Raw genomic sequence first — 22387 nt, 5'->3', positions numbered from 1 at the left:
AATCGACATCCAAAGTCTTCCAATAAATCCTGCAACCAGCCTCCGCCTCACTCCCTTTCGGGCTGAGCTGCGGGGCTCGGTGCGAGAAATAACTCTACGCGCACCTGGCTCTAAAGTCCAAACACCCCCTACCTTGTCACCGGGCACACAAAAACCCCGGGAATCCGCCACCAGGACAGCGATTTCGGGTGAATAGCCGTGCGCTTTTGGCACTATTGGGGATTGAGTGCTGCATCACAACGCTGGCATCCTGTCGGTCCTAGACTGGCACCATGCCAGAACTTCCAGAAAGCAACTCCGCCAAGACCAAATCCGTTGATAAGTTGCAGCAAGCCCTCGGATATACGGAACCCATCTTCAACGCTTCGATGGCCGGTGCCGCAGGAGGTGCCCTCACCGCAGCCGTATCGGCCGCCGGCGGGTTTGGCATGTTGGGCATAGGGGGCGGCACAACCAAGGATTGGATCGACACCGAAGCCGGGATTGCTGCCTCAAGCGGGCGTCCGTGGGGTGCGGGCCTGATGGCTTGGGTCTTGGACAAGAACCTGAAGCCTTTGGAACAGGTGCTGGCCCACGGGCCGTCCTTTGTCTGCATCAGTTTTGGCGAACCCGGTCCCGCTGCAGCATTGGTTCATGAATCAGGGGCCTTGGTGGGAATGCAAGTAGGAAATGCCGCTGAGCTCTCCCGCGCTCTGGAGGACGACATCGACGTGGTGATCTGCCGCGGGAACGAGGGCGGTGGTCACGGTCGCAACGAAGTCTCCACCCTCCCGCTTCTCCAACTGGCACTCTCGAAGACCGAAAAGCCTGTCGTTGCAGCCGGAGGACTGGCCACGGCCGCCGGAGTCGCGGCGGTAATGGGCGCCGGGGCTTCGGCGGCATGGATCGGAACGCGTTTTGCGGCCACAACCGAATCCCTGAGTCATCCGGGCATCAAAGAGGCGATAGGTGGCGCCGGTATCGATGACACCGTCTATACGCGGGCCTTCGACATCGCCCAACGGATCGACTGGCCGGTGGAGTTCGGGGGCCGAGCCCTTCGCAACGACTTCAGCGACTCCTGGGCCCAGGACCTCGAGGCGCTTGGTGACGCAGTGAGGTCAGACGACGTCCTGACCAATTCGATCAACCAGGCCCGAGCGAGGGCCGATCTGTCCGTGGCACCGGTTTATGCAGGCCAATCAGCGGGGCTCTCCTCGGCCGGGCTCAGCGCGGCGGAGGTCATCGCCGACCTTGCGGGATTTCGTGCCGTGCTGCAGCAAGCTGCCCGTCGTTGGGGATCGGCCTAGGTGAAACCAATGTCCCGGGTCAGTAGCCCAACGTGATGTTGTCTATCAACCGAACCTCGCCGACGGTAGCCGCGACCAACACCAAACCCTCCCCGGTGAACGGGGTGTCCTGGCAGTTGAAGGCAAGCTCCCGCAGGGTGCGCGGATCAACCAGTTCGAGGTAGTCCAGTTCCACCAACGGTTCCATCTCGAAGAGGCCGACGGCATCCTCAAGGTACAGCGGTTCATGGCGGTCCGCGCGTCCCTTGATGAGCTTCAGCGCTCTGTGGATCACCAGGGCTGCGCGTGCCTGCTCGTCGTTGAGTAGCTGGTTCCTGCTTGAGAGCGCCAGGCCCTGCGCACTGCGGGTGATGGGCACCGACCGGATTTCGACGGGGTAATTCAGGTCCGAGACCATCCGGTTGATCAGCACCAGCTGTTGGGCATCCTTCTGCCCAAAATACGCACTGTAGGCAACGGGGATGTCCAGTGAAGCCGGCGGCATGGCAAGGTGCAGCAGCTTGGCAACCACCGCGAGCATGCCGTCGAAGTGCCCTGGACGCGAGGCGCCCTCGAACTTTTCGCCCAGGGCCCCGGAACCAAGCTGGATCAGTGGGCGGCCCTCGGGATAGATCTCGGACTCGTCGGGGGCAAAGACGATGTCCGCACCTGCACGGGCCAGGATCTCGATATCGCTGGAAAGGTTGCGCGGGTAACGTTCGAAGTCGGCGGCATCGTTGAATTGCAGCTCGTTGACGAAGACGCTGACAACCAGCACGTCGTTTTGTTCTCGGGCAGCCGAGACCATGGACTCGTGCCCCTCGTGAAGGGCGCCCATGGTGGGCACCAAGCCCAAGGCAACCGGTCGCCGTTGCCGGTCAACCGTCTCCGCCGCCCGTGCAATCGCTTGCTCAAGCCCGGTGGCGGTACGGACGATATGGGGGGTGCCGCTTGCGGGATCTGCTGGTTTGCTCACCGCTCCAGTTTATCTTTTCGCCGGGGCTGCCGTCGCCGGTTGGGCTATTCGCCCAGTGCTTCCATTATCGCGTCACGGATTTCGTCGCTGATCAGTCCGCGGTCGTGGGCGCGCAGTGCCGTTGCCCGGCTCATTGCAAGGTAGCCTTCGCGGGTGTCTTCGGTGATCTCACGGCCACCAAGGGCTGCCCGGTGCGCGGCAACGGTGCGCACGTCGCCGCGGGCGACCGGCCCGGTCAACGCGCCTTCCCCCGAAGCCAACGCATTTTCCAACGAGGCACGCATCAGTGCCGATAACATCCGCTCCGGGTGTTCCACGCCGATTCCGGCCAGGATGCCGGCGGATTGACCCGCCACCGTCACCAGGTGGTTCGAGGCGTGGGACAGTGCAGCGTGGTACTTCACACGGTCGGACTCGGCAACCACCACCGGCTCGCCGCCCATCTCCACCACCAACGCCTGGGCGATGGGCAGGACCATGTTCGAGGCGCTGACCCCGAAGACGCAATCGGCAAGCCGCTCCAGGTCCATGCTCATTCCGGTGAATGTCATCGCGGGGTGCACGGCCAGGCCGATGGCACCGGCCTTTGTTGCCGGTTCCAGCACATCGGTGCCGTAGCGTCCGGCGGTGTGCATCACCAGTTGCCCGCCTTGCCAGTGTCCGGCTGCGGCAAGCCCGGATACCAATCCCTCCAGCGCATCATCGGGCACAGCCAGGATGACCAGTTCCGCCCGGCGCAGGATCTCGGGGATCGGCAGTACCGGCACACCGGGAAGCAGCATTTCGGCGCGTTCCCGAGAAGGCACCGAAACGGCATGGACACCGACGATCTGGTGCTCTGCCGCGCGCAATGCAGCCCCCAAGACGGCCCCGACCTTGCCGGCCCCGATGATCCCGATTCCCAGCCGTCCGGGCTTGCCAGTGTTTCTCATGCGTCTCCTAGCCAATGGTTCGAATCGGTTTGCTTGCGTGCCGCCGCTGCCCGGTCTGCCTGTTCAAGGAACAGTTCCCTGCCCACGGCGATATCCAGCTGGTGCACCAACGGCACCACCGGACCGGCGATCGTGGCAAGGGCCAGGTCCACCACCCCGAAGCGCCGGGCAAGCGGACCCTGGCGCAGGGTCAGGCCCTGGGTACGGGCGTGCGGCACGATGGCGACGGTGCGGTGCAGCGCCCCGTTGCGTGCTACCAGCGCGGTGTCGGTGAGCGCGTAGCCTTGGCGCTTGAAGGCCAGCGGCGAGAGCGGGCGGATCCGGCGAGGGGAAACGACGAATCCCGCCTCGGTGCCGCTGCCGTTCATGGCGGCGGCAAAGAACTCACGCGGTGCCTCGACCCCGGGGGTCGGCAACACCACAGAGAGCACCGCCAGCACGTCCTCGTAGGTTCCCACCGGCAGCAGCGCGCTTCGTTCCTCGGCCTCGCTCCCGGCCCCGCCGATCCCGGCGACATTCACTGCGACCTTGTACCATCCCAGTCGGCGCCAGAAGAACGGCGCGGAGACCTTGATGGCCTGCACGCGGCCCGGCGGAACCGTTTGGTGGCGCGTATCCAGCAGCCCGTAGCTCACCCGCAGCCCGTCCGCGCTCGTGGCCGCCTTGAAGTTGTATCCGGTGTTCAGGTTTTTCCACAGCGCACCGCCCAGGCCCAGGAAGGCCGGCAATAGGTAGAACGGCGCGAAGCCCTCGATGGTTGACATGGCAATGCCCAACCCGATGATGCCCAGCACCATGAGCATGGTCGCCGGGCGCAACAAGATCGAGCCGATCAGCCGTCCGGTGGGGACGGCGGCGACCACGCGTTCGCTGGCGGCAAGCGGTTGCGGCGCACCGTGACCGTGGACCGGGGGCGTAGGGTCTTGGGCCTGATCGTTCGTTGCGATCTCCTGCGCCAGCTCCGCGACCTGTTGCCCCGGGGTTCCGGGGGATTTCAACCCTGCCGCGCGGGCCAGGATGTCATTGCGCAGCTGGTGCGCTTCGGAGAGCTTCACGAATGCGAGGTTCACGGCAGCGGAGCCCGAGTCGGCCACGTCGAAGCGCAGTTCCGCGAGGCCGAAGATCCGGGCCACCAGCGGCTGGGCGATATCAATGGACTGCACCCGGTCGATGCGGGCCTGTCGCTGCTGGCGGAAGATGATGCCGGAATTCACGTTCACGTGGCGTTCGGTGATTTGGTACTTGGTGAAGCGCCAGGACATGAAAAAGCCCAGCAGGATCAATACCAGCACGCCGGCCCCGATGGACAACGAAACCAGCAGCGGGGTTCCGCTGACCACGTCCCCGCCCGGGTTCGGCTCATTCCGGCCAAAGACGGAGGAAAGCGTGTTCTGGCCGTAGATGAAGGCGACGGCCACCACGGCAATCCAGCCGCGGACCAACGGAGAAACCGGGTGGACCCGGTGCCATGGCGCCTCTGGCTGCCCCGTATCCGGTGTCGCGTTCCCGGGACTCACAGCCCGGCCAATCGCGATTCCCCGCGGGCCGCGAGCTGTTCACGCAGCCGCGTGCCCTCGGCCGTCGGCAACCCGGGAATCTCCGCCGTCGCGTCGGCGGCAGCGGTATGCAGCTTGACCTTGCACAGCCCAAGCATCCGATCGACCGGCCCCACGGCCACGTCAACGAACTGCATCCGGCCGTAGGGCACCACCAAGACTTCCTGGAACATCAAGCCCCGGCGCACCAAAAGGTCGTCCTCGCGTTCGGCGTATCCGATCGCGGCCACCTGGCGCGGGATCAGCGCCAGGCGAATGATTTCAATGGCCAGCAGCACCGCCGGGACCGCTATCGCCAGCCACAGCGGGTATCCGGGCCACACCCCGGTCAGCTGCAGCACCAGTGGTACGGACAGCACCACCAGGGTCACCAGCGCACCAATCGCCCAGCCCACCATGCGAACCTTCGCGTAGCTCGGGGACACCCGTGTCCATTCGATGCCCTGGGGGTCAATTGGTTCCTGCTGCATAGCCTTCCTCGTCCTCGCCTTCGGTCTTGGCCTCCGGGTCCGCGGGATCTACCGGGGGCAGCTTGCAGAACTGCTCCACAACCCATCCCACGATAACCATTACCAGTGCCCCGCCGATCATCACCAAGGATGATTTTACCGCGTCACTGCCCAGCCCGGCGCCCGCGAGAAGACCCAGAAGGATGCCGGCGTGCCAACCGGCAATCGTGGCTCCTGCGTAGACACTGGCCTGCGCCAACACCAGGGTTCGGGCCGCGGCAATCGAGTTGACCCGTTTCTTGGTTTTGCCGCTGGTGAACCGCTTGATGCGGATTCCCATACCTAGGGTCAAGGCGCACACAGCACCCATGGTGACTAAAGAGGTCCAGTGCAGCACGGGCACCGGGTACCCGCGAGTCGTGGCGATGATCTGCAGTGCATAGCCGGCCACCACGCCGATGACCAGCACCGTAAAGACCCACAACGGGCGCAGGGAGTTCATTTCCCCGTCGCTTCGGGCTCGGCGCGAACGATCCCGGAGGTATCGGCTGCCGCGGCGGCCAGCTCGGCCACCGGTTCCCCGCCCAGCATCGCGCCCGGTTCCATCCAGGACCACGGCAGCAGCACGAACCCCCGCTCGGCCGCACGCGGATGCGGGAGGGTCAGCACCGGGTCGTTGCTGGTTTCCTCGCCATAGGTGATCACATCGATGTCCAGGGTCCGCGGGCCCCAGCGGACCTCCCGGGTGCGATGGTGCGCCAGTTCGATTTCCTGGCACGCGGCAAGCAGATCCAGCGGTTGAAGGCAGGTCTCGATGCGCAGCACCAGGTTCAGGAAATCCGGTTGCCCTCCGGGTCCGCCAACGGGCTTGGTCACAGCGGTTTCCGAGATCCCCACGAGTTCGATTCCTTCGGTGGAGCCAAGCTCGGCAACCGCCGCTTCGAGGGTACCGGCGCGTTCGCCCAGGTTTGATCCCATGGCCAAGACGCACGAAACCATCGGGCTCACTCCCGCTCCCGGTAGATGTGGATGGTGACGTCGCTGAACGTCACGGTGATCGGCGCCTTGGGCTTGTGTACGATGACTTCCACCCCGGAAACCGTCGGGAAGGAGCCCAGGATCGCGATGGCGGTCTTTTGTGCCAGCGTCTCGATCAGGTCCCATGGCCCGTCCTGGATCTGCGCGAGGACCAGTTCCCCCAACTCCCCGTAGTGGGCAGTGTCGGCGACGTTATCGCTGGCAGCCGCCGGACGGATGTCGGTGTGCAGGACCACGTCCAGGGTGAACGGCTGGCCATCGCGTTTCTCGTGCTCGAAAACACCGTGGTGCCCGATGGCGGTGATCCCCGAAAGGGTGATGGTGTCGGTACCCATGGAAATTCTGCTCCCTGCCTTTTGCCTAGAGCGCCGGGACGCGGGCTGCCGACCACGCGGTGGCGACCTTGATCGCATCCAGGTTCGTCGGGACGTCATGGACCCGTACGCCCCAGGCGCCGTTCACGGCGGCCAGTGCGCTGGTTGCGGCGGTGGCGGCGTCGCGTGCCGTGGGGGCCGCAGGCTTGCCGTTAGCGGCGAGTAGGGAGCCGAGGAAACGCTTGCGGCTGGTGCCGACCAGGACGCGATGTCCCAGTGCCGTGAAGCGGTCCAAGGCGCGCAGCAGCTCCCAGTTGTGCTCGGAATCCTTGGCAAAGCCGAGTCCCGGATCCAGGATCAACTGCTCGGCTGCGACCCCGGCGGCAACGAACAAGTCGCGCACGCCCATCAGCTCGTCGATGACCTCGGCCACGACGTCGGTGTAGTTCGCCTCGGTGACCATCGAGGATGCGTCCCCGCGACGGTGCATCAGGACGTAGGGCACCCCGGTTTCTGCGATGAGGGCAGGCATGTCCTCCTCGTGGGTCAGTCCCGAGACGTCGTTGATCAGGTGGGCACCGGCGGCCAGTGCGGCCCTGGCGGTGGAGGTGTGCATGGTGTCCACCGAGATGATCGCCCCGGCCTTGGCCAGCGCGGTGATCACCGGAAGGATCCTGCCCTGTTCCACAGCCGGGTCCACAGGTTCGGCACCGGGGCGGGTGGATTCCCCGCCGACGTCGATGATGTCGGCACCGCCGTAGTACATGCGAAGCCCGTGGGAGATCGCCTCGTCGGGGCTTGCGTACTTCCCGCCGTCGGAGAATGAATCCTCAGTGATGTTCAGGATGCCCAAGACCAGGGTGCGGTCATCGGGAAGGTCGGCCAAGGTGCGGGCCTTGGATTTCTTGATGACCGGCAGCGGACTGGTGGCCGGTCCGGTTCCGGGGATCGCTCCAAGCGACATGGGTTTACCTACTTTCCGAGGATGAGGCTCATGGCCTCTGCGCGGGTGGCCGGCTCACGGAGCTGGCCGCGCACCGCACTGGTGACTGTCTTGGCGCCGGGCTTGCGGACGCCTCGCATGGACATGCACATGTGTTCGCACTCGATCACGACCATGGCCCCGCGCGGGTTCAGGTGCTCGACCAACGCCTCGACGATCTGCGTGGTCAGGCGCTCCTGGACCTGCGGGCGCTTGGCAAAGACCTCGACCAGCCGGGCCAGCTTGCTCAGCCCGGTAACCTTGCCTTCCGGGCCGGGGATGTAGCCGACGTGCGCGGTGCCGTGGAAAGGGACGAGGTGGTGTTCACAGGTGGAGTAGAACGGGATGTCCTTCACCAGTACCAGTTCGTCATGTTGGATGTCGAACGTGGTGCTCAGGTGGTCGGACGGGTCCTCATGGAGTCCTGCGAAGAACTCCTTGTAGGCCTTGGCCACGCGCTTGGGCGTGTCCAGCAGGCCGTCCCGATCCGGGTCCTCGCCGATGGCATAGAGGATCTCACGCACGGCGTTTTCAATCCGGGCCAGGTCCACGACGCTGTTGGCCGGGGTGCTGTCATCTTCAAGTTGATCGATCTCGTTCACCCTCACGATCCTAGCTGGTGTGCGACTTGGGTTACTGCCCTGTTGCGTCACCCGAAGCGGCACTGGTTGCCTCGGCCCCGTATTGGGCCGCAGCCGTGGAAGCGCTTCGCTTGGTCCAGGGTGCGGGGCCTTCGGCGTGCACGGGCCGGGAGTCCTTGCTCAGCCAGACGGTGCGCTCGGGACGCTTGACCAAATCGTGGAAGAGCTCCTCGATCTCATGCTGGTTCAGCGTCTCGTGCTCAAGCAGCGCCAAGGCCAGGCGGTCAAGAACGTGGCGGTTCTCCGTCAGCGCGGCGTAGGCCTCGTCGTGTGCCGCATCGATGAGCGAACGGACTTCCTCGTCCACAACGTTGGCCATGGCGTCAGAGTAGTCGCGGCTGGCCGGCTGCCCATACATGGCGTCCCCGGAGGAGGAACCCAGCTTCACGGCACCGATGCGTTCACTCATGCCGTATTGGGTGACCATGGCACGGGCCGTTTCCGTTGCCTTTTCGATGTCGTTCGAGGCACCGGTTGACGGGTCGTGGAAGACGATTTCCTCGGCAACGCGCCCGCCCATGGCGTATGCCATCTGGTCGAGTAGTTCGTTGCGGGTGATCGAGTACTTGTCGTCCTCGGGCACCACCATGGTGTAGCCCAGTGCGCGGCCGCGCGGCAGGATGGTCACCTTGGTGACCGGGGCGGTTTGGCGCATCGCGGCTGCCACCAGGGCGTGTCCGCCTTCGTGGTAGGCGGTGATCTGGCGTTCGTGTTCCTTCATCAGCCGGCTGCGCTTCTGCGGTCCCGCCATCACGCGGTCGATTGCCTCGTCCAGGGCACGGTCATCGATCAGCTGTGCGTTGGAACGCGCGGTGAGCAGCGCTGCCTCATTGAGCACGTTGGCCAGATCCGCACCGGTGTAGCCGGGGGTCTTCTTGGCAACTGCCTTCAAATCGACGTTCGTGGCCATCGGCTTGCCCTGCGCGTGGACCTTGAGGATCTGTTCGCGCCCGATCATGTCCGGTGCCTCCACCGGGATCTGCCGATCGAAGCGGCCGGGGCGCAACAGTGCCGGGTCAAGCACGTCGGCACGGTTGGTGGCGGCGATCAGGATGACGTTGGTGGTGGCGTCGAAGCCGTCCATCTCGACGAGCAGCTGGTTCAGCGTCTGCTCTCGTTCGTCGTTGCCGCCGCCGATTCCGGCGCCTCGGTGGCGTCCCACGGCGTCGATCTCATCGACGAAGATGATGGCCGGGGAGTTCGTCTTGGCCTGTTCGAAGAGGTCACGGACGCGTGATGCGCCGACACCGACAAACATCTCGACGAAGTCCGAGCCGGAAATCGAGTAAAACGGGACCTCTGCTTCACCGGCGACCGCCTTGGCCAGCAGTGTCTTGCCGGTGCCCGGAGGGCCGTAAAGCAGCACGCCCTTGGGGATCTTGGCGCCCACTGCTTGGAACTTGCCCGGCTCGCGCAAAAACTCCTTGATCTCGTGGAGTTCCTCCACGGCCTCTTCGGCGCCTGCGACATCCGCGAAGGTGACCTGGGGCATGTCCTTGGTGATCAGCTTGGCCTTGGACTTGCCGAACTGCATGACCTTGGATCCGCCGCCCTGGGAGCGCGAAAGGATGAACCAGAAAAGGCCCACAATCAGGATCATCGGAATCATGAAGCCCAGCATGGAGGTGAACCAGTTGTTCTGCACGGGCTGGTCTGTGTAGCCGGTCAGGTTGGCCTCGTTCATGGCGTCAACCACCTGGATGCCGCGCGGCTGGGAGTAGAAGAACGAGACGTTCTTGCCCTTGTCCGAGCCATCAATGCTCAACGCGTTCTTCAGCGTCAGATCAACGCGCTGCTCGCCGTCGAAGATCTTCGCCTCGGTGACCTTGTCGTCCTTGAGCAGTTGCATCCCCATGGACGTGTCGATGCGTCCGGAGTTTCCGCCCAGGAGCGTCGGCAGGAAAATCAGCAACACCGCGGCACCAAGGAGCACCCAGACGATCCAGCTGTTAAAGATCTTTTTAACGTTCATTGATTTGGGGGTCCCTCCCCATCCCTCCTGGTTTCGGGCACTTGGCGGCCCGGGCGCCTGGGCGACGCCGCAAACTTGCTACACGTTAATAAGTAAACGCCCTCTTGGGTACCCACGGACGGGGCCGGCGATAAGTTCCCCTTTGGGCGTAAGCACGCACGGCCGTTTCCGGGGAACCGGAAACGGCCGTGGCGCACCGCTTTTCGACGGCAAGGGCGGGTGTTGGCCCGGTTACTGGTAGACGTGCGGTGCCAGGGTTCCGATAAAGTCCAGGTTGCGGTACTTCTCATCGAAGTCAAGGCCGTAGCCGACGACGAATTCGTTGGGGATCTCCATGCCGACGTACTTCACGTCGATTTCGACCTTGGCGGCCGCGGGCTTGCGCAGCAGGGCGCAGATCTCCACCGAGGCGGGGCCGCGGGAGTGCAGGTTGGCCAGCAGCCACGACAGGGTCAGGCCCGAATCGATGATGTCCTCCACGATCAGCACGTGCTTGCCCAACAGGTCGGTGTCAAGGTCCTTAAGGATCCGCACGACACCGGAGGACTGGGTGCCCGATCCGTAGGAAGAAACTGCCATCCAGTCCATGGTGACGTGGCTGTGCAGGGCACGGACCAAATCGGCCATGACCATCACGGCACCCTTGAGGACACCGACAACCAGGATGTCCCGGCCGTCGTAGTCGGCGTCGATCCGGGCGGCAAGTTCATTGATCTTGGCCTGGATTTCTTCCTTGGTGTAGAGGACATGCGCCAAATCGGCGCTGACATCTTTCGAATCCACGAGGGCTCCTGGTTCTGGGGTCGGAAATAGACCGGTCGAGGGGTTTACTACCCACGATCTAGAGTGCCACAGTCTGGCACCGAGTGGGGAAAGCTGCCGTGCCCGCCGCCGTGGTTCGAGGGTACGTACCCTGGCTGGTGTGAGGCAATTCTCATGGCTGAGTCCTTTGCAGTGCCGTGGCATCGAGATGCAACCGGGCCCTGGCGCCATGCTGCAGCCGGTCCCCGGCAAGCCTGGTGGCGTATACCGGACCCTGAAGCTCGATGGGCCCAGCTGACTTCGAACCGTGCACCAGTAAATCCAGCGCGGCGAGACGTTCAAAGTCGGGTGCAGGGGCTCCGAGCCTTGTCACGGCCATCCGCAGCACCCGGGATCGCAAGGCCTCGGGCATTCCACGCAACCCTTCCAGGTCCAGTCCACAGAGTGCTTCGCGTGCTTCCGGCCCGGCATCACCAAGGGCCTGCTCGAGCATGAACCCAGCTAAGGAATCCAGGTATTCGGCATCCGCGCGTGCCAGCGCCGCGGTGCGTGCCAACGCGGCGGGCACCTGGGCGCCGAGAACCTTTTCGAACATCGGCATCAACTCGTGCCGCACCCTGTTGCGCAGGTAGCGCGGATCGGTGTTTGTCGGGTCCTCCCAGTAGCCAAGGCCCTCATGCCGGCAAATCTGCTCGATCTCGCTCCGCCGCAGGCCAAGCAACGGGCGCAGGTAGGGTCCGCGTGCCGCGGGCATCCCGGAGAGCGACAGGGTCCCGGAACCGCGTGCCAATCCAAGCAAGACCTGTTCCGCCTGGTCGTCCAGGGTGTGGCCCAGCAATACGTACTCGGCACCGGTTTGGGCCATCGCTTGCTCGAAAGCGGCGTAGCGGGCGCTGCGGGCGGACTGTTCGCTGTGCCCTTCCACCTTCGCGCCGAGAAGAAGAACGTCGGCCAGGCCCAATGAACGGCATTGTCCGGCGGCTTTCTGGGCCACCTGGAGGCTGCCGGGCTGCATTGCGTGGTCAACGATGACGGCGCCGACCAGGATTTCTCCCTTGCCGTGCAGGAATGCGGCAGCGGCAGCCAAAGCCAGCGAGTCGGCCCCGCCGCTGCAGGCCACCAACACCCTGGAGCCGGGAGGCACCATTGCCCGGATCGAGTTGCGGGCCTCCGCCAACACGCGCGGCAGGTTCCCGCCCATCGTTGTACCTCCCCTGTTCCCGGTATTTCCCCTAGTCGTTTACTGCTTTGTTCCCCGACGTCGCGTTCTCGCCCATGCGCGTCACCCAGTCCTGGGGGTGGTGCACCTCGTGCTCGGTGGGTAGGTTTTCACTGCCTTCCCAGACCACGTTGAACCCATCCATGCCCATCAGTTCGACTACCTTGGCCACGAAGCGCTGCCCGTCGGCGTACTGGCGCATTTTTGCATCCAGCCCCAGCAGCTTGCGCAGCCACTTCTCCAGTGCGGAGCGGTCCTTGCCGCGTGAACCGAAGCGCTGGCGGATGGTTCGCACGCTGGGCACGATCGAGGAGTCGACAGCATCCATCACCACGTTGGCGTGCCCCTCCAGCAATGACATCACCGCGGTGATGTGCGAGAGGATCTGCTTTTGCTCGCCGGTGCGCAGCGAGGCAAGCAAACCGGTCTCGGAGCTTCCGGTTTCCGGTGCGGATGCCTCGAGGGCCTTCTTGCCGCGGACCACGTCGCTGGCGGCAAGGCGCAAACGCTCACCCAGGGCCTCTGGCTCGGCAAGCAGCGAGGCGAGTAACTCGGCGATCTTGGATTGCAGGTGGGCGCGCAGCCACGGGGCGGCAGCGAACTGCACGCGGTGGGTCTGCTCATGCAGCGTGACCCAGAGCCGGAAGTCATCGACGTCGACCTTGAGCTCGCGTTCGATGGCCACGATGTTCGGTGCGACCAGCAGCAAGCGCCCGCCGGATGGTAGGTCGGGACGCAAAAGACCCGCGAACGGATCATACTGGCCCAGGACCTTGGAGGACATGAACGCCAGGATCGCACCCATTTCCACACCGGTGGCCGTGGCTGAGAGCACCTGGGTGGCGTCGCCGATCTTTTCACCCCGGGTCTTGGCGAGGTTCTCCATGGCTGGGCCCAGCATCGCTTCGAAGCTTTGCGTGTTCGCCTTGGCCCATCCGGGCCGATCCACGATGAGCACCTGGGAATCACGCAGGTCGGCCGCGGCGGCCAGCCCGGTGATGCGGTGAACGTGTTCGACCGATGCATCTGCCTTGACGCGAAGGTCGGCGACCACCTCGGCGATCTGTTTGGGTGAAAGGCTGGGGCCGGCGCTCACGAGCTTGGCGGCGGTGGTGGAGGCAAGCTCCCAATTGATCAGCCGAAAGTCGGTGGTTTCCATGTCTTCCATCCCATCACGATTTGGGCCGGTGCGAGCGGATTGCGCGGTGAGCAAAAACTTCGTTGCCTTCGGGCCCTCGCCGGTTGGTCCGCGCCGGCAGCTAGCGGCAGCTAGCGGCAGCTAGCGGCAGCCGCATCCGGTCAGCGCCGCCGCCGCGGCATCAAGCACCTGCTTGTGCGGCGCAATCACCCGGTCATCGGTGTGCACGTAGAAGGAGAAAGCCAAGGCGCGGCCGTCCTTGGACACCGTCAGTCCGCTGAGACTGGAAACTTCCATGAGCGAGCCCGTCTTGGCACGCACCGTCCCGCGGATCCCGGGGGCAGCCAACCGCGTGGACAAGGTGCCGGTGGCCCCGGAAACCGGCAGCGAGTAGCTGAGGTTGCGCAGCGATGCATGCTCTGAGGTTGCCGCATATTCAAGGGCACGGGCCAGGGTGCGCGGGGCAACACGGTTGGCATCCGCCAGTCCCGAGGTGTCAACCAGGTGCATCCCGGTGGTGTCGATGCCCAGGCCTTGAAGGGTTTGTGCCACGGATTGGGCCCCGTGGGAGTAATCCCCGGGCTCCTGCTTCGCAACGGCAACCATGCGGCCAAGGGTCTCGGCAACGTAGTTGTCCGAGACCTCAAGCATGAACCGGATCTGCTCTCCGAGGGTCGCTGAGCTGATGCCGGCCAGCTCGGTGCCTTCGGCGTGCGCACCGGCACGCATGGGCTCGGCGGCTATCTCCACCCCGCCTCCGGCTGCGGCCAGCTCGGCGCGCAGCGACTTGGCGAACGTCTTTGCCGCGTACATTCCCGGGTCCCCCACCCGCACAGCCTTGGGGGAGGCGTTGGCCCGTGCCCCGTACATGGCGATGGGTGAAATCGGGGAGATGTTGTGGGTTGATACCAACGATGGATCCCACACGGGGTTCAATGCGTCTCCGGCGAAGAGCGATTCGTCCAGTTCGATGCGCATCGAACCGGCGGCATCCCCGGCCGATCTTGCCTGGCGCAACGCGACGGCGGTTTTCTTGGCCAGTGTCGCCAGCCCTGCCCGCCCATTGACCGATTCGGAGTCCTTCCCGGCTCCCAGCAGTACATCTCCCCCACCGACCAGCACCACGGTGTCCGCGTCCTTGAGCATTGCCTTGGTGGTGAAACGATGGCTTTCGCCGATGGCCTGAACCGCGGCGATGGCCGTGAGCACCTTCAGGCTCGAGGCAGGAATGCCCGGTTCGCCACCGGAACGCGAATACAGCTCCTCGGCGTTTTCCACGTCAATGACCGAGGCGGTGACAGATGCCCCAGGCCCTGCTTGGGACAACGCCGAATCCATTGTGGATTTGAGCACAGCGGCATCGGGCACGGGCGCACCGGGATCCAGCCGCGGTAGTGCGGTGGCCACCGCGGCGGCCAACACCTCCGGTGCCAGAGGTTCTTCCACGGCACTATCGCTGGCACCGGGCAGGACCACCGGGATGAGGAAGAACGCCAGCAGTCCCAGGATGAGGCCGGAGACCAGCACCGTCATCCCCACGCGCCACGGTTGGTGCGCTTGTTTCATCAGGCATCCTCGAAATCGTCGTAGTCCCGGCGCTCATATACCCTTAAGCGCAGCACACATAAGACTAGACGGCATTCGGGCGCGCCCGCATCCGCACCTGCCGCTTGTCACAAGAGTCGAGGAGACCCTTCATGAGCCATGACGTCACCATCGAGATCCCTGCCGGATCACGCGTGAAGTACGAGATCGACCACGAGACCCACCGTCTGCGTCTTGACCGCGTTCTCTTCACTTCCATGCAGTACCCGACCCATTACGGTTTCTTCGATGACACCCTGGGCGAAGACGGCGATCCGTTGGACGCATTGGTCTTCATTCCCGGCGTTGACCTGTTCCCGGGCGTCGTTGTCGAATCCCGACCGATCGCCGTGTTCAACATGACCGACGACGGCGGCGGAGATGCCAAGCTCGTGTGCGTCCCGGCCGACGTGCGCTTTGACCACATCAAGGAGTTCGAGGACCTCGATGACTGGCTCGTGAAGGAAATCGAGCACTTCTTCCTGCACTACAAGGATCTGGAGCCGGGCAAATGGGTCAAGGCGGAGGGCTGGTTGAACCGTGCCGAGGCCGAGGCCGAGCTCGAACGTTCGATCCAGCGTTTCAAGGCCCAGGCCTGACCGTTCGATAGCACCGTTCCCCAGGGTTGGGCCCGGATCTCGCCCTTGGGCGCGCGACATTCCGGGCCCAGCCCTTTGTCGTCCCCCGCAAGAGGTCCGGGCGCTGTTTTTCCTATCGGCTTCGGCGCATAGGCAGCTGCATCCCGGTTACCCGATTTTCTGTGGTTCGGGCTCCGAGACCAGGTACAGCTCCCAGCACACGCCGCTGGGTTCGCCGCCGTTCCTACGGATCCACCTCTCCAATCCCTCCCAGGATGCGCCGATCGAGGGCATGGAACCGGGGTGCACGGTGGTGACGGCCTGCTCCACCACAGGCAGGTCAACGACTTCACATACCGGGCCGGAGAGAACATTGCCTCCCGCGATGAAGACGGCCAGCACCCCGCATCTCGGATCCGTCACCGATCTCCATCGCTTCGTAGCGAGCAAGCGAATACGGGCCGGACTTGACGCCGGGCTTGAGCAGTGAATCGCGCAGGGCCCCGAACATCGGCCCGGTCACCGGAGAGATGTTCCCGGGACCGAATCCCGGCGCCGTGGTGCTGGCTTGTGCCAGCCGCAGATGCGCACGACCCCTGGTTTCCGTGATGGTCGTGGACATGGCTGGTTCTCCTTCGAGTTGCCCCAAGGTGCGCATCAAGGCGGCGCAACTGCTTGGTGTCCGGTTCGAGATCCCTGGCAAGTCCGGCACGCCGGTCCTCCAGCAGGGCAAGCAGTTCCTCGCCGCCGAGGACTCCGCCCATGATGCACGTGGCCGTTTGCAGCCGGTTGCCCAGCTCCTTGAAGTGCAGCTACGCGCGCGGGTTCGGCGAACTGGGCGCCCGCGTAGCTGCGGTACCCGGTGAACGGGTCCACTTATAACGGCCTCAGCAGGCCGATCTCGTCGTAGTGCCTGAGCATGCGCACGGACACCCTGCCAATGGATGCGAATTCTCCGATGTTGAACATGATCGCTGCCACGATTCCCGCGCATACTGCGTGAGGCTCAATGCCATACCCGGCACGTGGCCGGGCATTGCGCCGTTTCGGTCCGCCCCCGGAGGCCTCGCGGCCCCAGGAAACGAAATGTATCGCGCTGCACGTCAAATCCCCAAGGCCCCACGCCAGCGGAGCCCGGGCTGAAGCAGCCCACATCATGACGGGCAATTTCTGCGGCCCCTGTTTGTGCGACATGCTGGATCCATGACCACGCCGGCCACACCTGAACTCGCCAAACTGACCCCGCTCGCGCAGCTTCGGGCCGGGAGGCTGCCGTTGCGCCTTGCCCAGCTGTTCGTCGGACTCACGCTTTTCGGTCTCGCCATGGCCGGTTTCATCCGAGCGGGCTTGGGATTGGCCCCCTGGGATGTGCTGCATTACGGCGTCATGCTGCGCACCGGGTTGTCCCTGGGCACCGTGGTGGTCATCTTTGGTTTCATCGTGCTGCTGCTGTGGATCCCGTTGCGTCAGATGCCGGGGCTGGGAACCATCGCCAATGTGGTGTGGCTTGGCATCACCGCAGATATCGGACTGGCGATCATTCCGCAGGCCGAGGGCCTCCCGGCCCAGATAGCCATGTTCACCGCCGCACTGCTCATCAACGCGTTCGGTGGCGGCTTGTACATCGGAAGCCAACTTGGCCCCGGCCCACGCGACGGATTGATGACCGGCCTGCATTCACGGACCGGGATCAGCCTGCGCGTGGCACGCACCGGTGTCGAGGTCTCCGTCCTTGTCATAGGCTGGCTCTTGGGCGGGATCGTCGGCTTCGGCACCGTGGTTTTCGCCGTGGCCATCGGTCCGCTCACCCAGCTGTTCCTGCGCTTTTGCATCGTTTCGCTGCCCTCCACAACACCGTCGGAAGCAGCAAGCACGCCCGTTGCTTAACCGGTCCACACCCGCCTGTCCTCCTCCCGCTGGCTAGCGTTGCCGTTGTTCAGCCTGACGAAAGCCTCCTTTGACGGCATAATTGGCATTGTGTATGTCGTGACCCTGAAACAACGTGATCCACGAGCCGACGGCGACCTTGGCGATAGGATGGTGCGCGCCCTGTCCGATATCCCGACTTTGGTGCCGTTCCAGCGCTCCGGCCCATCCTTGGTCGTTGGTGTCCCCGAGTGCTCCGAAGACGCGGTGGATGCGATACTCCGGGCCTTGCGCAACCACCACTGGGTGGTTGGCGTCGGAGTGGGCAGCCTCTACGAACCGGTTCCCAGCGAGGCACAATACCTCCAGGGAACCGCCTTGGGCTACGCACACACCGCCCTTGAACGCTCCGAACACACGGGCGAACGCATACCGCTGAGCATCATCGGACCGGCGGCAACCATCGCCGCGGAGGCCGAGGCGGTGTTGCGCCTTCTGGGACAGATTGTCAGCACCCGCAGTGTTGCCGAATGGGCCGTCCTCGACCTGCTGGTTCCCGGGGTCCGAGGACAGCAAAAGCATGTTGCCGCTGAACTGGGCATCAGCGCACAGGCGGTTTCCAAGGCCGTGGTTCGTTCGGCATGGGTTGAGGAATGGGCCGCCCGCCCCGCCGCGGCCCGCTTGCTGCGCCTGGCGGAATCCCCCGAGGCGCCAGTTGGCTCACAGGCCTAGACGGGGGTCCCCAAAACCTTGGTCAACGCACGATCTGTGGACGTGGCATCGATTCCCGGGACAGACCATGCCGCGCGGCCCGGAAGTCTTGATGCCGCGTCGCGCACGGATGAGGCAGATGTCCTGGACACCGATCGGACCCCACGGGTTCGCTGCCAGGATTTCGATAACGCCGATCGGCGACCACTGGATGAGGGCATCCCGGGGCGACACCGGATATCCGTGCGTCGAGTGACGTGGCAACCCACCCCGCCAGCTTTTTGCTGACTTGACCGCCCAAGGCCGGGCACGGCGCGAGGGCGTGGCTACTTCTTGGCGCTCGGTGCCGGGATCGGGTCCTGTTCGAATTCGAGCCATCCGATCGTGTAGTTCCCACCACGTTTGAACACGTCGAATCGTTCTCCCTCGGGATGGCTCGGCGTGCTCAACGTCAGCTCCGACCACTGGCCCAACTCCGAATCCGGTACGGGCCTCACCGTGGTTCCGGTCTCGACACCCAACTCGTCCAACTGCGCGGCGAGACGGCCGAACTGTTCCCCGACGGTGTCCGTTCCGCCGGTGGTCGTCACGCGGCACAACTCGACCTGGTCCCGGGCAAGCGTCGATGCGACCAAGTGCTCCATGGCTTCTTCGACGGTGGGCTCCCCGGTGTTGCAGATGACGTCCGGGGAGGTGCAGCCAGTAAGCACCGCTGCTGCGCCGAGCAGGGACAGGATGAGGATTCCGGCGCGTTTCATGGGTTTAAGCATAGCCAGAGAATTGGCTGCCGGCCGTGCGCAGCCGGTTCCAGCGGGCCCCACCCCTGATTTGGGCAACCAACGGAAATCCGGGAACCCGCCAATCGGCTTCTGCGCTGCGCCGCCTACACTTGTTACGGCAACCCCACGCAACGAAGAAACGACTGATGAATTCCAACACCGGCACCACCGACGAAGTACCCTCTGCCCGTCCGGTCGACCGAGCCAGCACTCCGTGGCGTTTTCCGACCGGCGAATGGGCATTTTTGGCCAGCGACTGGCGCGCCTTCCTCGCGGCCGCCATCGACGCCGTCCTGGTCCTGGGTGCCGGCCTGGTCCAATACCTCACGGTCATGGCTTCACCATACGGAACGCAGCCGCAGGCCTTGGCAGGGGCCGCACTGGTCATCGTGGTGACGGCCTGGCTCTACGGTTTCATCTGCTTCGCCGGGCACACCCTCGGGACACTGCTGTGCGGTACCCGCATCGTGAAGGTCCGCGACGGGACGGCACCGGGGATGTTGCGGGCAGGCTGGGTCATGTTCGTGCGCACCGTCATCTGGGTCGTTTGCCCGATCGGCCCACCGCTTGCTGCACCCAACACCAACGGCAAGAACATCCCCCAGTGCCGCCGCTTCCACATCAGTATCCGCAAGGATGCGACAGCTCGCGCATTGGGGCGGGATCCGGTCGCCCTCGAAGCGAGCCACGGGCGCACCAACGACGCCCACAAGTACGTCGATCTCCAGCCCGTCGCACCCAAGACGCCCATGGATTCCTACCACTCGCTGGTTCCCTCGCAGTTCAAGGACGGATCATGGGCCGTCCAGGCCCGGCTTTGGAGGATCCTGCTGGCCTGGGCCCTCGATATGGGCCTTGGGCTAGTAGCCATCTTTGTTTTGTCCATCGTGCTGCTGGGAGAGACCCCGCGGTACAGCTGGGAAGTTGCCGGTTCGTTCGTCTTTTTTGCACCGCTCTTCTCGTGGTTCTACGGCATGTGCTGCGCGAACGGATACACGCTGGGTACGCTGTTGGCCGGAACCAGGATCGTGCGTCTGAAGAATGGATTGGCTCCGGGACCATGGCGCGGTGGCTGGATCATGTTCTACCGCCTCGTTCTGGCATGGTCGGCACCCTTTTTCATCTTCTTCGGGATGTTCGATGGATCCTCGACGTCCGGGGACATGCTGCGCGCCTTCCACGTGAGCATCGATGTGCGGCGAACCAAGGCGCTAAACAAGGGGTAGACGCAGAAATCGGCGGCACCCGGGCAAACCCTGGGTGCCGCCGATTTCTGCGTTGTGTGGTTCCTGCCAGGCTCAGGCGTCGGTGTCCCCGGCCAGGATATCCTGCAGGACTGTTGCCAGTCCGTCCTCATCAACATGGGCGGCAATCTCGTCGGCAACCGCCTTGACCTCTTCCGGAGCCTGGCCCATGGCCACCCCGCGACCGGCCCAAGACAGCATTTCGATGTCGTTGCGGCCGTCCCCCACGGCAACGGTCCGTTCGATGCCGAATCCGCGCTTTTCACGCAGTGCCTCAAGGCCGCTGGCCTTGGTCACGCCTTCCGCGGCGATATCCAGCCATGCGGTCCATCCCACCGAGTAGGTTACTCCGGACAGCCCGATGGATCCCACGGCTTCGCCGAACTCCTCGGCGGTGGAATCCGTGGAAAAGACCACGAGGCGCACCGCGGTGGCTTCGAGCATCTTGTCCAACGTGACAGGTTCGGCGACGACCCCGAAGCTGGCATCCTGGAAGCGCTCGGTGGAAAGGAAACGGCCTTCGTCGTCTTCAAGCGCGTATTTGGCCGTGGGCAGCCATTCCTGCAACGCAAGCAGTGCCGGGCGCGGGTCGAAGGTCTTGCGTTCGACGACCTCGTAGCCGTATTCCAGGGAGGTATCGATGCGTGCGGTGACTCCGCCGTTGCAGCAGACGGCATGGCCGTTCTCGATGCCCAGCATCCGGATCACCGGCAGCGTCGCTTCGAGCGAGCGCCCGGTGGAGATCACCACCTCGTGGCCGGCGGCAACGATGGCGCGCGCGGAATCCTTGACCGCCCGGCTCATTTCCCCGTCGTGGTTGACCAGGGTTCCGTCCACATCAAGGCAGATCATGTATGTTTTTGTTGCTTCTAACCGGTCTTCGTTGCCGGTTTTTGTCATTACTGTCATTTATCCAGTGAAGCATCAAATTCATGTTCAAGGCATAAAACAGTCCGCAATGTGTCGCGAACGATACGTGAACCTCCGGCAAGCAGCAGGTTCCCACCGGACCATGAGCGGCCGTTAGCCATCGTTGGGAGGGGGCGAGTTGCCCCCTCCCAACGAAAGGAATCGATTCGATAGCGCGCCCTACAGAACGGGAAGGACTTCCATCCCGCCCAGGTAGGGGCGCAGCGCGACCGGCACATTGACCGAGCCGTCGGCGTTCTGGTGATGTTCCAGGATGGCAACGATCCAGCGCGTGGTGGCCAGGGTGCCGTTGAGTGTTGCCACCGAGCGGGTCTTGCCCGGCTTGCCGTCGGCATCGATCTCGCGTTCGCGGATGTTCAGGCGTCGGGCCTGGAACGTTGTGCAGTTCGAGGTGGAGGTCAGCTCGCGGTAGGCGTCCTGAGTCGGGACCCATGCCTCGCAGTCAAACTTCCTCGCGGCACTCATGCCCAGGTCCCCGGCCGCGGTGTCGATGACGCGGTAGGGGAGCTCGACCTTGGCCAGCATCTCTTCTTCCCAGGCCAGCAGCTTGGAGTGCTCGGCCTCGGATTGCTCCGGGGTGCAGTAAATGAACATCTCCAGCTTGTTGAACTGATGCACGCGGATGATGCCGCGGGTGTCCTTGCCCGCGGAACCGGCCTCACGGCGGTAGCAGGTGGACCAGCCGGCATAGCGTGAGGGCCCGGCGGTCAGGTCAAGGATCTCGTTGGCGTGGTAGCCGGCCAAGGCGACCTCCGAGGTGCCCACGAGATAGAGATCGTCGCGTTCGAGCTTGTAGATCTCATCGTCGTGCTCGACGTCGAAGCCTGTGCCCTGCATGGTTTCGGGGCGCACCAGGGTGGGGGTGATCATCGGGATGAAGTCGTTTTGCACGGCCTGGTCCAGGGCCATATTCATCAGCGCAATTTCCAGGCGTGCGCCGATGCCCTTGAGGAAGTAGAAGCGCGATCCCGAGACCTTGGCCCCGCGTTCCATATCGATGGCACCGAGAAGTTCGCCCAGTTCGAGGTGGTCCCGCGGTTCGAAGCCTTCGGCCGCGAAGTCGCGCGGGGTTCCCACGTGCTTGACGACGTTGAAGTCGTCTTCGCCACCGGAAGGCACCCCGTCAAGGATCAGGTTGGGGATGGCGCGCTGCAAGGTTGCGTGGGCCTCGGCCGCCGCGTCGGAGACCGCCTGTGCCTCCTTGACAGCCTTGGAGAGGTCCTTGACCTCGGCGAGCAAGGCCTGCTTTTCCTCGCCCTTGGCTGCACCGACCTTCTTGCTGAAGGCGTTCTGTTGGGCACGCAGCGCCTCGAAGGAGGCAATCGATTCGCGGCGCACCGAATCGGCGGCCAGGATCGCATCAATCAGGGACTCATCCGCCCCGCGGGCGCGCTGCGATGCGCGGAAGGTATCTGGATTCTCGCTGAGGAGTTTAACGTCGATCACGC

At 64.3% G+C, this 22387-nt stretch carries 25 protein-coding genes; 6 read left to right on the top strand and 19 right to left on the bottom strand.

All coding sequences use genetic code 11. The features are described from left to right. The first annotated feature begins 272 nt into the window (after positions 1-272). Positions 273-1289: an NAD(P)H-dependent flavin oxidoreductase gene (locus tag ABEA12_RS10800; RefSeq protein WP_210102220.1), complete on the top strand. Its 1017-nt coding sequence runs from the start codon at positions 273-275 to the stop codon at positions 1287-1289. Between the two features lie 19 nt (positions 1290-1308). Here the strand turns inward: ABEA12_RS10800 and panC are convergent, their stop codons facing one another. The 14 genes from panC to dacB all read right to left on the bottom strand — a co-directional run bounded on the left by panC (position 1309) and on the right by dacB (position 14813). Then, the gene (gene panC, locus ABEA12_RS10795) at positions 1309-2244 is read right to left on the bottom strand and encodes a pantoate--beta-alanine ligase (RefSeq protein WP_425571771.1); all 936 of its coding nucleotides are present in this window, start codon (positions 2242-2244) and stop codon (positions 1309-1311) included. Positions 2245-2288: 44 nt separating this feature from the next. After that, a complete protein-coding gene (locus ABEA12_RS10790; RefSeq protein ID WP_210102221.1) occupies positions 2289-3176 on the bottom strand; it encodes a Rossmann-like and DUF2520 domain-containing protein in 888 nt (295 codons plus the stop codon). Beyond that, positions 3173-4693, bottom strand: a complete 1521-nt coding sequence (locus ABEA12_RS10785; RefSeq protein WP_210102222.1) for a PH domain-containing protein — start codon at positions 4691-4693, stop codon at positions 3173-3175. The genes ABEA12_RS10790 and ABEA12_RS10785 overlap by 4 nt, the downstream gene beginning before the upstream one ends. Further along, the gene (locus ABEA12_RS10780; protein WP_210102223.1) at positions 4690-5202 is read right to left on the bottom strand and encodes a PH domain-containing protein; all 513 of its coding nucleotides are present in this window, start codon (positions 5200-5202) and stop codon (positions 4690-4692) included. Before ABEA12_RS10780 ends, ABEA12_RS10785 begins: the two co-directional genes overlap by 4 nt. Further along, a complete protein-coding gene (locus tag ABEA12_RS10775; protein ID WP_210102224.1) occupies positions 5183-5683 on the bottom strand; it encodes a DUF3180 domain-containing protein in 501 nt (166 codons plus the stop codon). The genes ABEA12_RS10780 and ABEA12_RS10775 overlap by 20 nt, the downstream gene beginning before the upstream one ends. Next, a complete protein-coding gene (gene folK / locus ABEA12_RS10770; RefSeq protein ID WP_210102706.1) occupies positions 5680-6180 on the bottom strand; it encodes a 2-amino-4-hydroxy-6-hydroxymethyldihydropteridine diphosphokinase in 501 nt (166 codons plus the stop codon). The genes ABEA12_RS10775 and folK overlap by 4 nt, the downstream gene beginning before the upstream one ends. Before the next feature lie 5 nt (positions 6181-6185). Beyond that, entirely contained in the window at positions 6186-6554 is a 369-nt protein-coding gene (gene folB / locus ABEA12_RS10765; protein WP_210102225.1) for a dihydroneopterin aldolase, read from the bottom strand. Positions 6555-6579: 25 nt separating this feature from the next. Beyond that, positions 6580-7497: a dihydropteroate synthase gene (gene folP / locus ABEA12_RS10760; RefSeq protein WP_210102226.1), complete on the bottom strand. Its 918-nt coding sequence runs from the start codon at positions 7495-7497 to the stop codon at positions 6580-6582. Between the two features lie 8 nt (positions 7498-7505). Beyond that, entirely contained in the window at positions 7506-8117 is a 612-nt protein-coding gene (gene folE, locus ABEA12_RS10755) for a GTP cyclohydrolase I FolE (protein WP_210102227.1), read from the bottom strand. 31 nt (positions 8118-8148) lie between these two features. Then, positions 8149-10128: an ATP-dependent zinc metalloprotease FtsH gene (ftsH, locus tag ABEA12_RS10750; protein WP_345468090.1), complete on the bottom strand. Its 1980-nt coding sequence runs from the start codon at positions 10126-10128 to the stop codon at positions 8149-8151. A 231-nt stretch (positions 10129-10359) separates the two neighbouring features. Next, positions 10360-10911, bottom strand: coding sequence for a hypoxanthine phosphoribosyltransferase (gene hpt, locus ABEA12_RS10745; protein WP_210102228.1), 552 nt, complete (start codon positions 10909-10911; stop codon positions 10360-10362). A gap of 151 nt (positions 10912-11062) precedes the next feature. Further along, positions 11063-12091, bottom strand: coding sequence for a tRNA lysidine(34) synthetase TilS (gene tilS / locus ABEA12_RS10740; protein WP_210102229.1), 1029 nt, complete (start codon positions 12089-12091; stop codon positions 11063-11065). Positions 12092-12122: 31 nt separating this feature from the next. Then, complete coding sequence (locus ABEA12_RS10735) at positions 12123-13268, bottom strand: zinc-dependent metalloprotease (RefSeq protein ID WP_210102230.1); 1146 nt, start codon at positions 13266-13268, stop codon at positions 12123-12125. A 120-nt stretch (positions 13269-13388) separates the two neighbouring features. Further along, positions 13389-14813: a D-alanyl-D-alanine carboxypeptidase/D-alanyl-D-alanine endopeptidase gene (gene dacB, locus ABEA12_RS10730; RefSeq protein ID WP_210102231.1), complete on the bottom strand. Its 1425-nt coding sequence runs from the start codon at positions 14811-14813 to the stop codon at positions 13389-13391. 131 nt (positions 14814-14944) lie between these two features. Between dacB and ABEA12_RS10725 the strand changes: the two genes are divergently transcribed. Beyond that, positions 14945-15430 (top strand): inorganic diphosphatase, encoded by a 486-nt coding sequence (locus ABEA12_RS10725; protein ID WP_210102232.1) that lies wholly within the window; start codon positions 14945-14947, stop codon positions 15428-15430. 147 nt (positions 15431-15577) lie between these two features. Here ABEA12_RS10725 and ABEA12_RS10720 read toward each other — a convergent pair whose 3' ends face one another. Beyond that, the gene (locus ABEA12_RS10720) at positions 15578-15832 is read right to left on the bottom strand and encodes a GyrI-like domain-containing protein (protein WP_210102233.1); all 255 of its coding nucleotides are present in this window, start codon (positions 15830-15832) and stop codon (positions 15578-15580) included. Positions 15833-15888: 56 nt separating this feature from the next. Here ABEA12_RS10720 and ABEA12_RS10715 point away from each other — a divergent pair, with 56 nt between their 5' ends. Beyond that, positions 15889-16275, top strand: coding sequence for a hypothetical protein (locus ABEA12_RS10715; protein WP_210102234.1), 387 nt, complete (start codon positions 15889-15891; stop codon positions 16273-16275). A gap of 10 nt (positions 16276-16285) precedes the next feature. Here ABEA12_RS10715 and ABEA12_RS10710 read toward each other — a convergent pair whose 3' ends face one another. Continuing rightward, the gene (locus tag ABEA12_RS10710; protein ID WP_345468081.1) at positions 16286-16603 is read right to left on the bottom strand and encodes a MerR family DNA-binding transcriptional regulator; all 318 of its coding nucleotides are present in this window, start codon (positions 16601-16603) and stop codon (positions 16286-16288) included. A gap of 9 nt (positions 16604-16612) precedes the next feature. On the opposite strand from ABEA12_RS10710, the gene yczE reads away from it, so the two are divergent. Both yczE and ABEA12_RS10700 read left to right on the top strand, forming a co-directional pair. After that, positions 16613-17296, top strand: coding sequence for a membrane protein YczE (gene yczE, locus ABEA12_RS10705; protein ID WP_210102235.1), 684 nt, complete (start codon positions 16613-16615; stop codon positions 17294-17296). Between the two features lie 90 nt (positions 17297-17386). Continuing rightward, positions 17387-18007, top strand: a complete 621-nt coding sequence (locus ABEA12_RS10700; RefSeq protein ID WP_210102236.1) for a hypothetical protein — start codon at positions 17387-17389, stop codon at positions 18005-18007. 305 nt (positions 18008-18312) lie between these two features. On the opposite strand, the gene ABEA12_RS10695 is transcribed toward ABEA12_RS10700, so the two are convergent. After that, positions 18313-18744: a hypothetical protein gene (locus tag ABEA12_RS10695; RefSeq protein WP_210102237.1), complete on the bottom strand. Its 432-nt coding sequence runs from the start codon at positions 18742-18744 to the stop codon at positions 18313-18315. A 167-nt stretch (positions 18745-18911) separates the two neighbouring features. Here ABEA12_RS10695 and ABEA12_RS10690 point away from each other — a divergent pair, with 167 nt between their 5' ends. Next, the gene (locus ABEA12_RS10690; protein ID WP_210102238.1) at positions 18912-19991 is read left to right on the top strand and encodes an RDD family protein; all 1080 of its coding nucleotides are present in this window, start codon (positions 18912-18914) and stop codon (positions 19989-19991) included. Between the two features lie 72 nt (positions 19992-20063). On the opposite strand, the gene ABEA12_RS10685 is transcribed toward ABEA12_RS10690, so the two are convergent. Further along, positions 20064-20918 carry an HAD family hydrolase gene (locus ABEA12_RS10685; RefSeq protein WP_210102239.1) on the bottom strand — a complete coding sequence of 285 codons (855 nt, stop codon included), beginning with the start codon at positions 20916-20918 and terminating at the stop codon, positions 20064-20066. Positions 20919-21098: 180 nt separating this feature from the next. After that, positions 21099-22385: a serine--tRNA ligase gene (serS, locus tag ABEA12_RS10680; RefSeq protein ID WP_210102240.1), complete on the bottom strand. Its 1287-nt coding sequence runs from the start codon at positions 22383-22385 to the stop codon at positions 21099-21101. Positions 22386-22387: the final 2 nt, after the last annotated feature.

The organism is Paeniglutamicibacter antarcticus (genome assembly GCF_039544305.1).
GTDB classification, from domain to species: Bacteria; Actinomycetota; Actinomycetes; order Actinomycetales; family Micrococcaceae; genus Paeniglutamicibacter; species Paeniglutamicibacter antarcticus_C.
Note: the sequence above shows the minus strand (reverse complement) of the source record. Positions and strands in the feature narration are given on the sequence as shown.

Coding starts and splice junctions, on each gene's coding strand:
- ABEA12_RS10800 (WP_210102220.1), top strand. CDS start 273: ATGCCAGAACTTCCAGAAAGCAACTCCGCCAAGACCAAATCCGTTGAT.
- ABEA12_RS10790 (WP_210102221.1), bottom strand. CDS start 3,176: ATGAGAAACACTGGCAAGCCCGGACGGCTGGGAATCGGGATCATCGGG.
- ABEA12_RS10780 (WP_210102223.1), bottom strand. CDS start 5,202: ATGCAGCAGGAACCAATTGACCCCCAGGGCATCGAATGGACACGGGTG.
- ABEA12_RS10775 (WP_210102224.1), bottom strand. CDS start 5,683: ATGAACTCCCTGCGCCCGTTGTGGGTCTTTACGGTGCTGGTCATCGGC.
- folK (WP_210102706.1), bottom strand. CDS start 6,180: ATGGTTTCGTGCGTCTTGGCCATGGGATCAAACCTGGGCGAACGCGCC.
- folB (WP_210102225.1), bottom strand. CDS start 6,554: ATGGGTACCGACACCATCACCCTTTCGGGGATCACCGCCATCGGGCAC.
- folP (WP_210102226.1), bottom strand. CDS start 7,497: ATGTCGCTTGGAGCGATCCCCGGAACCGGACCGGCCACCAGTCCGCTG.
- ftsH (WP_345468090.1), bottom strand. CDS start 10,128: ATGAACGTTAAAAAGATCTTTAACAGCTGGATCGTCTGGGTGCTCCTT.
- tilS (WP_210102229.1), bottom strand. CDS start 12,091: ATGGGCGGGAACCTGCCGCGCGTGTTGGCGGAGGCCCGCAACTCGATC.
- ABEA12_RS10735 (WP_210102230.1), bottom strand. CDS start 13,268: ATGGAAACCACCGACTTTCGGCTGATCAATTGGGAGCTTGCCTCCACC.
- dacB (WP_210102231.1), bottom strand. CDS start 14,813: ATGAAACAAGCGCACCAACCGTGGCGCGTGGGGATGACGGTGCTGGTC.
- ABEA12_RS10725 (WP_210102232.1), top strand. CDS start 14,945: ATGAGCCATGACGTCACCATCGAGATCCCTGCCGGATCACGCGTGAAG.
- ABEA12_RS10710 (WP_345468081.1), bottom strand. CDS start 16,603: ATGTCGCACAAACAGGGGCCGCAGAAATTGCCCGTCATGATGTGGGCT.
- yczE (WP_210102235.1), top strand. CDS start 16,613: ATGACCACGCCGGCCACACCTGAACTCGCCAAACTGACCCCGCTCGCG.
- ABEA12_RS10695 (WP_210102237.1), bottom strand. CDS start 18,744: ATGAAACGCGCCGGAATCCTCATCCTGTCCCTGCTCGGCGCAGCAGCG.
- ABEA12_RS10690 (WP_210102238.1), top strand. CDS start 18,912: ATGAATTCCAACACCGGCACCACCGACGAAGTACCCTCTGCCCGTCCG.
- ABEA12_RS10685 (WP_210102239.1), bottom strand. CDS start 20,918: ATGACAGTAATGACAAAAACCGGCAACGAAGACCGGTTAGAAGCAACA.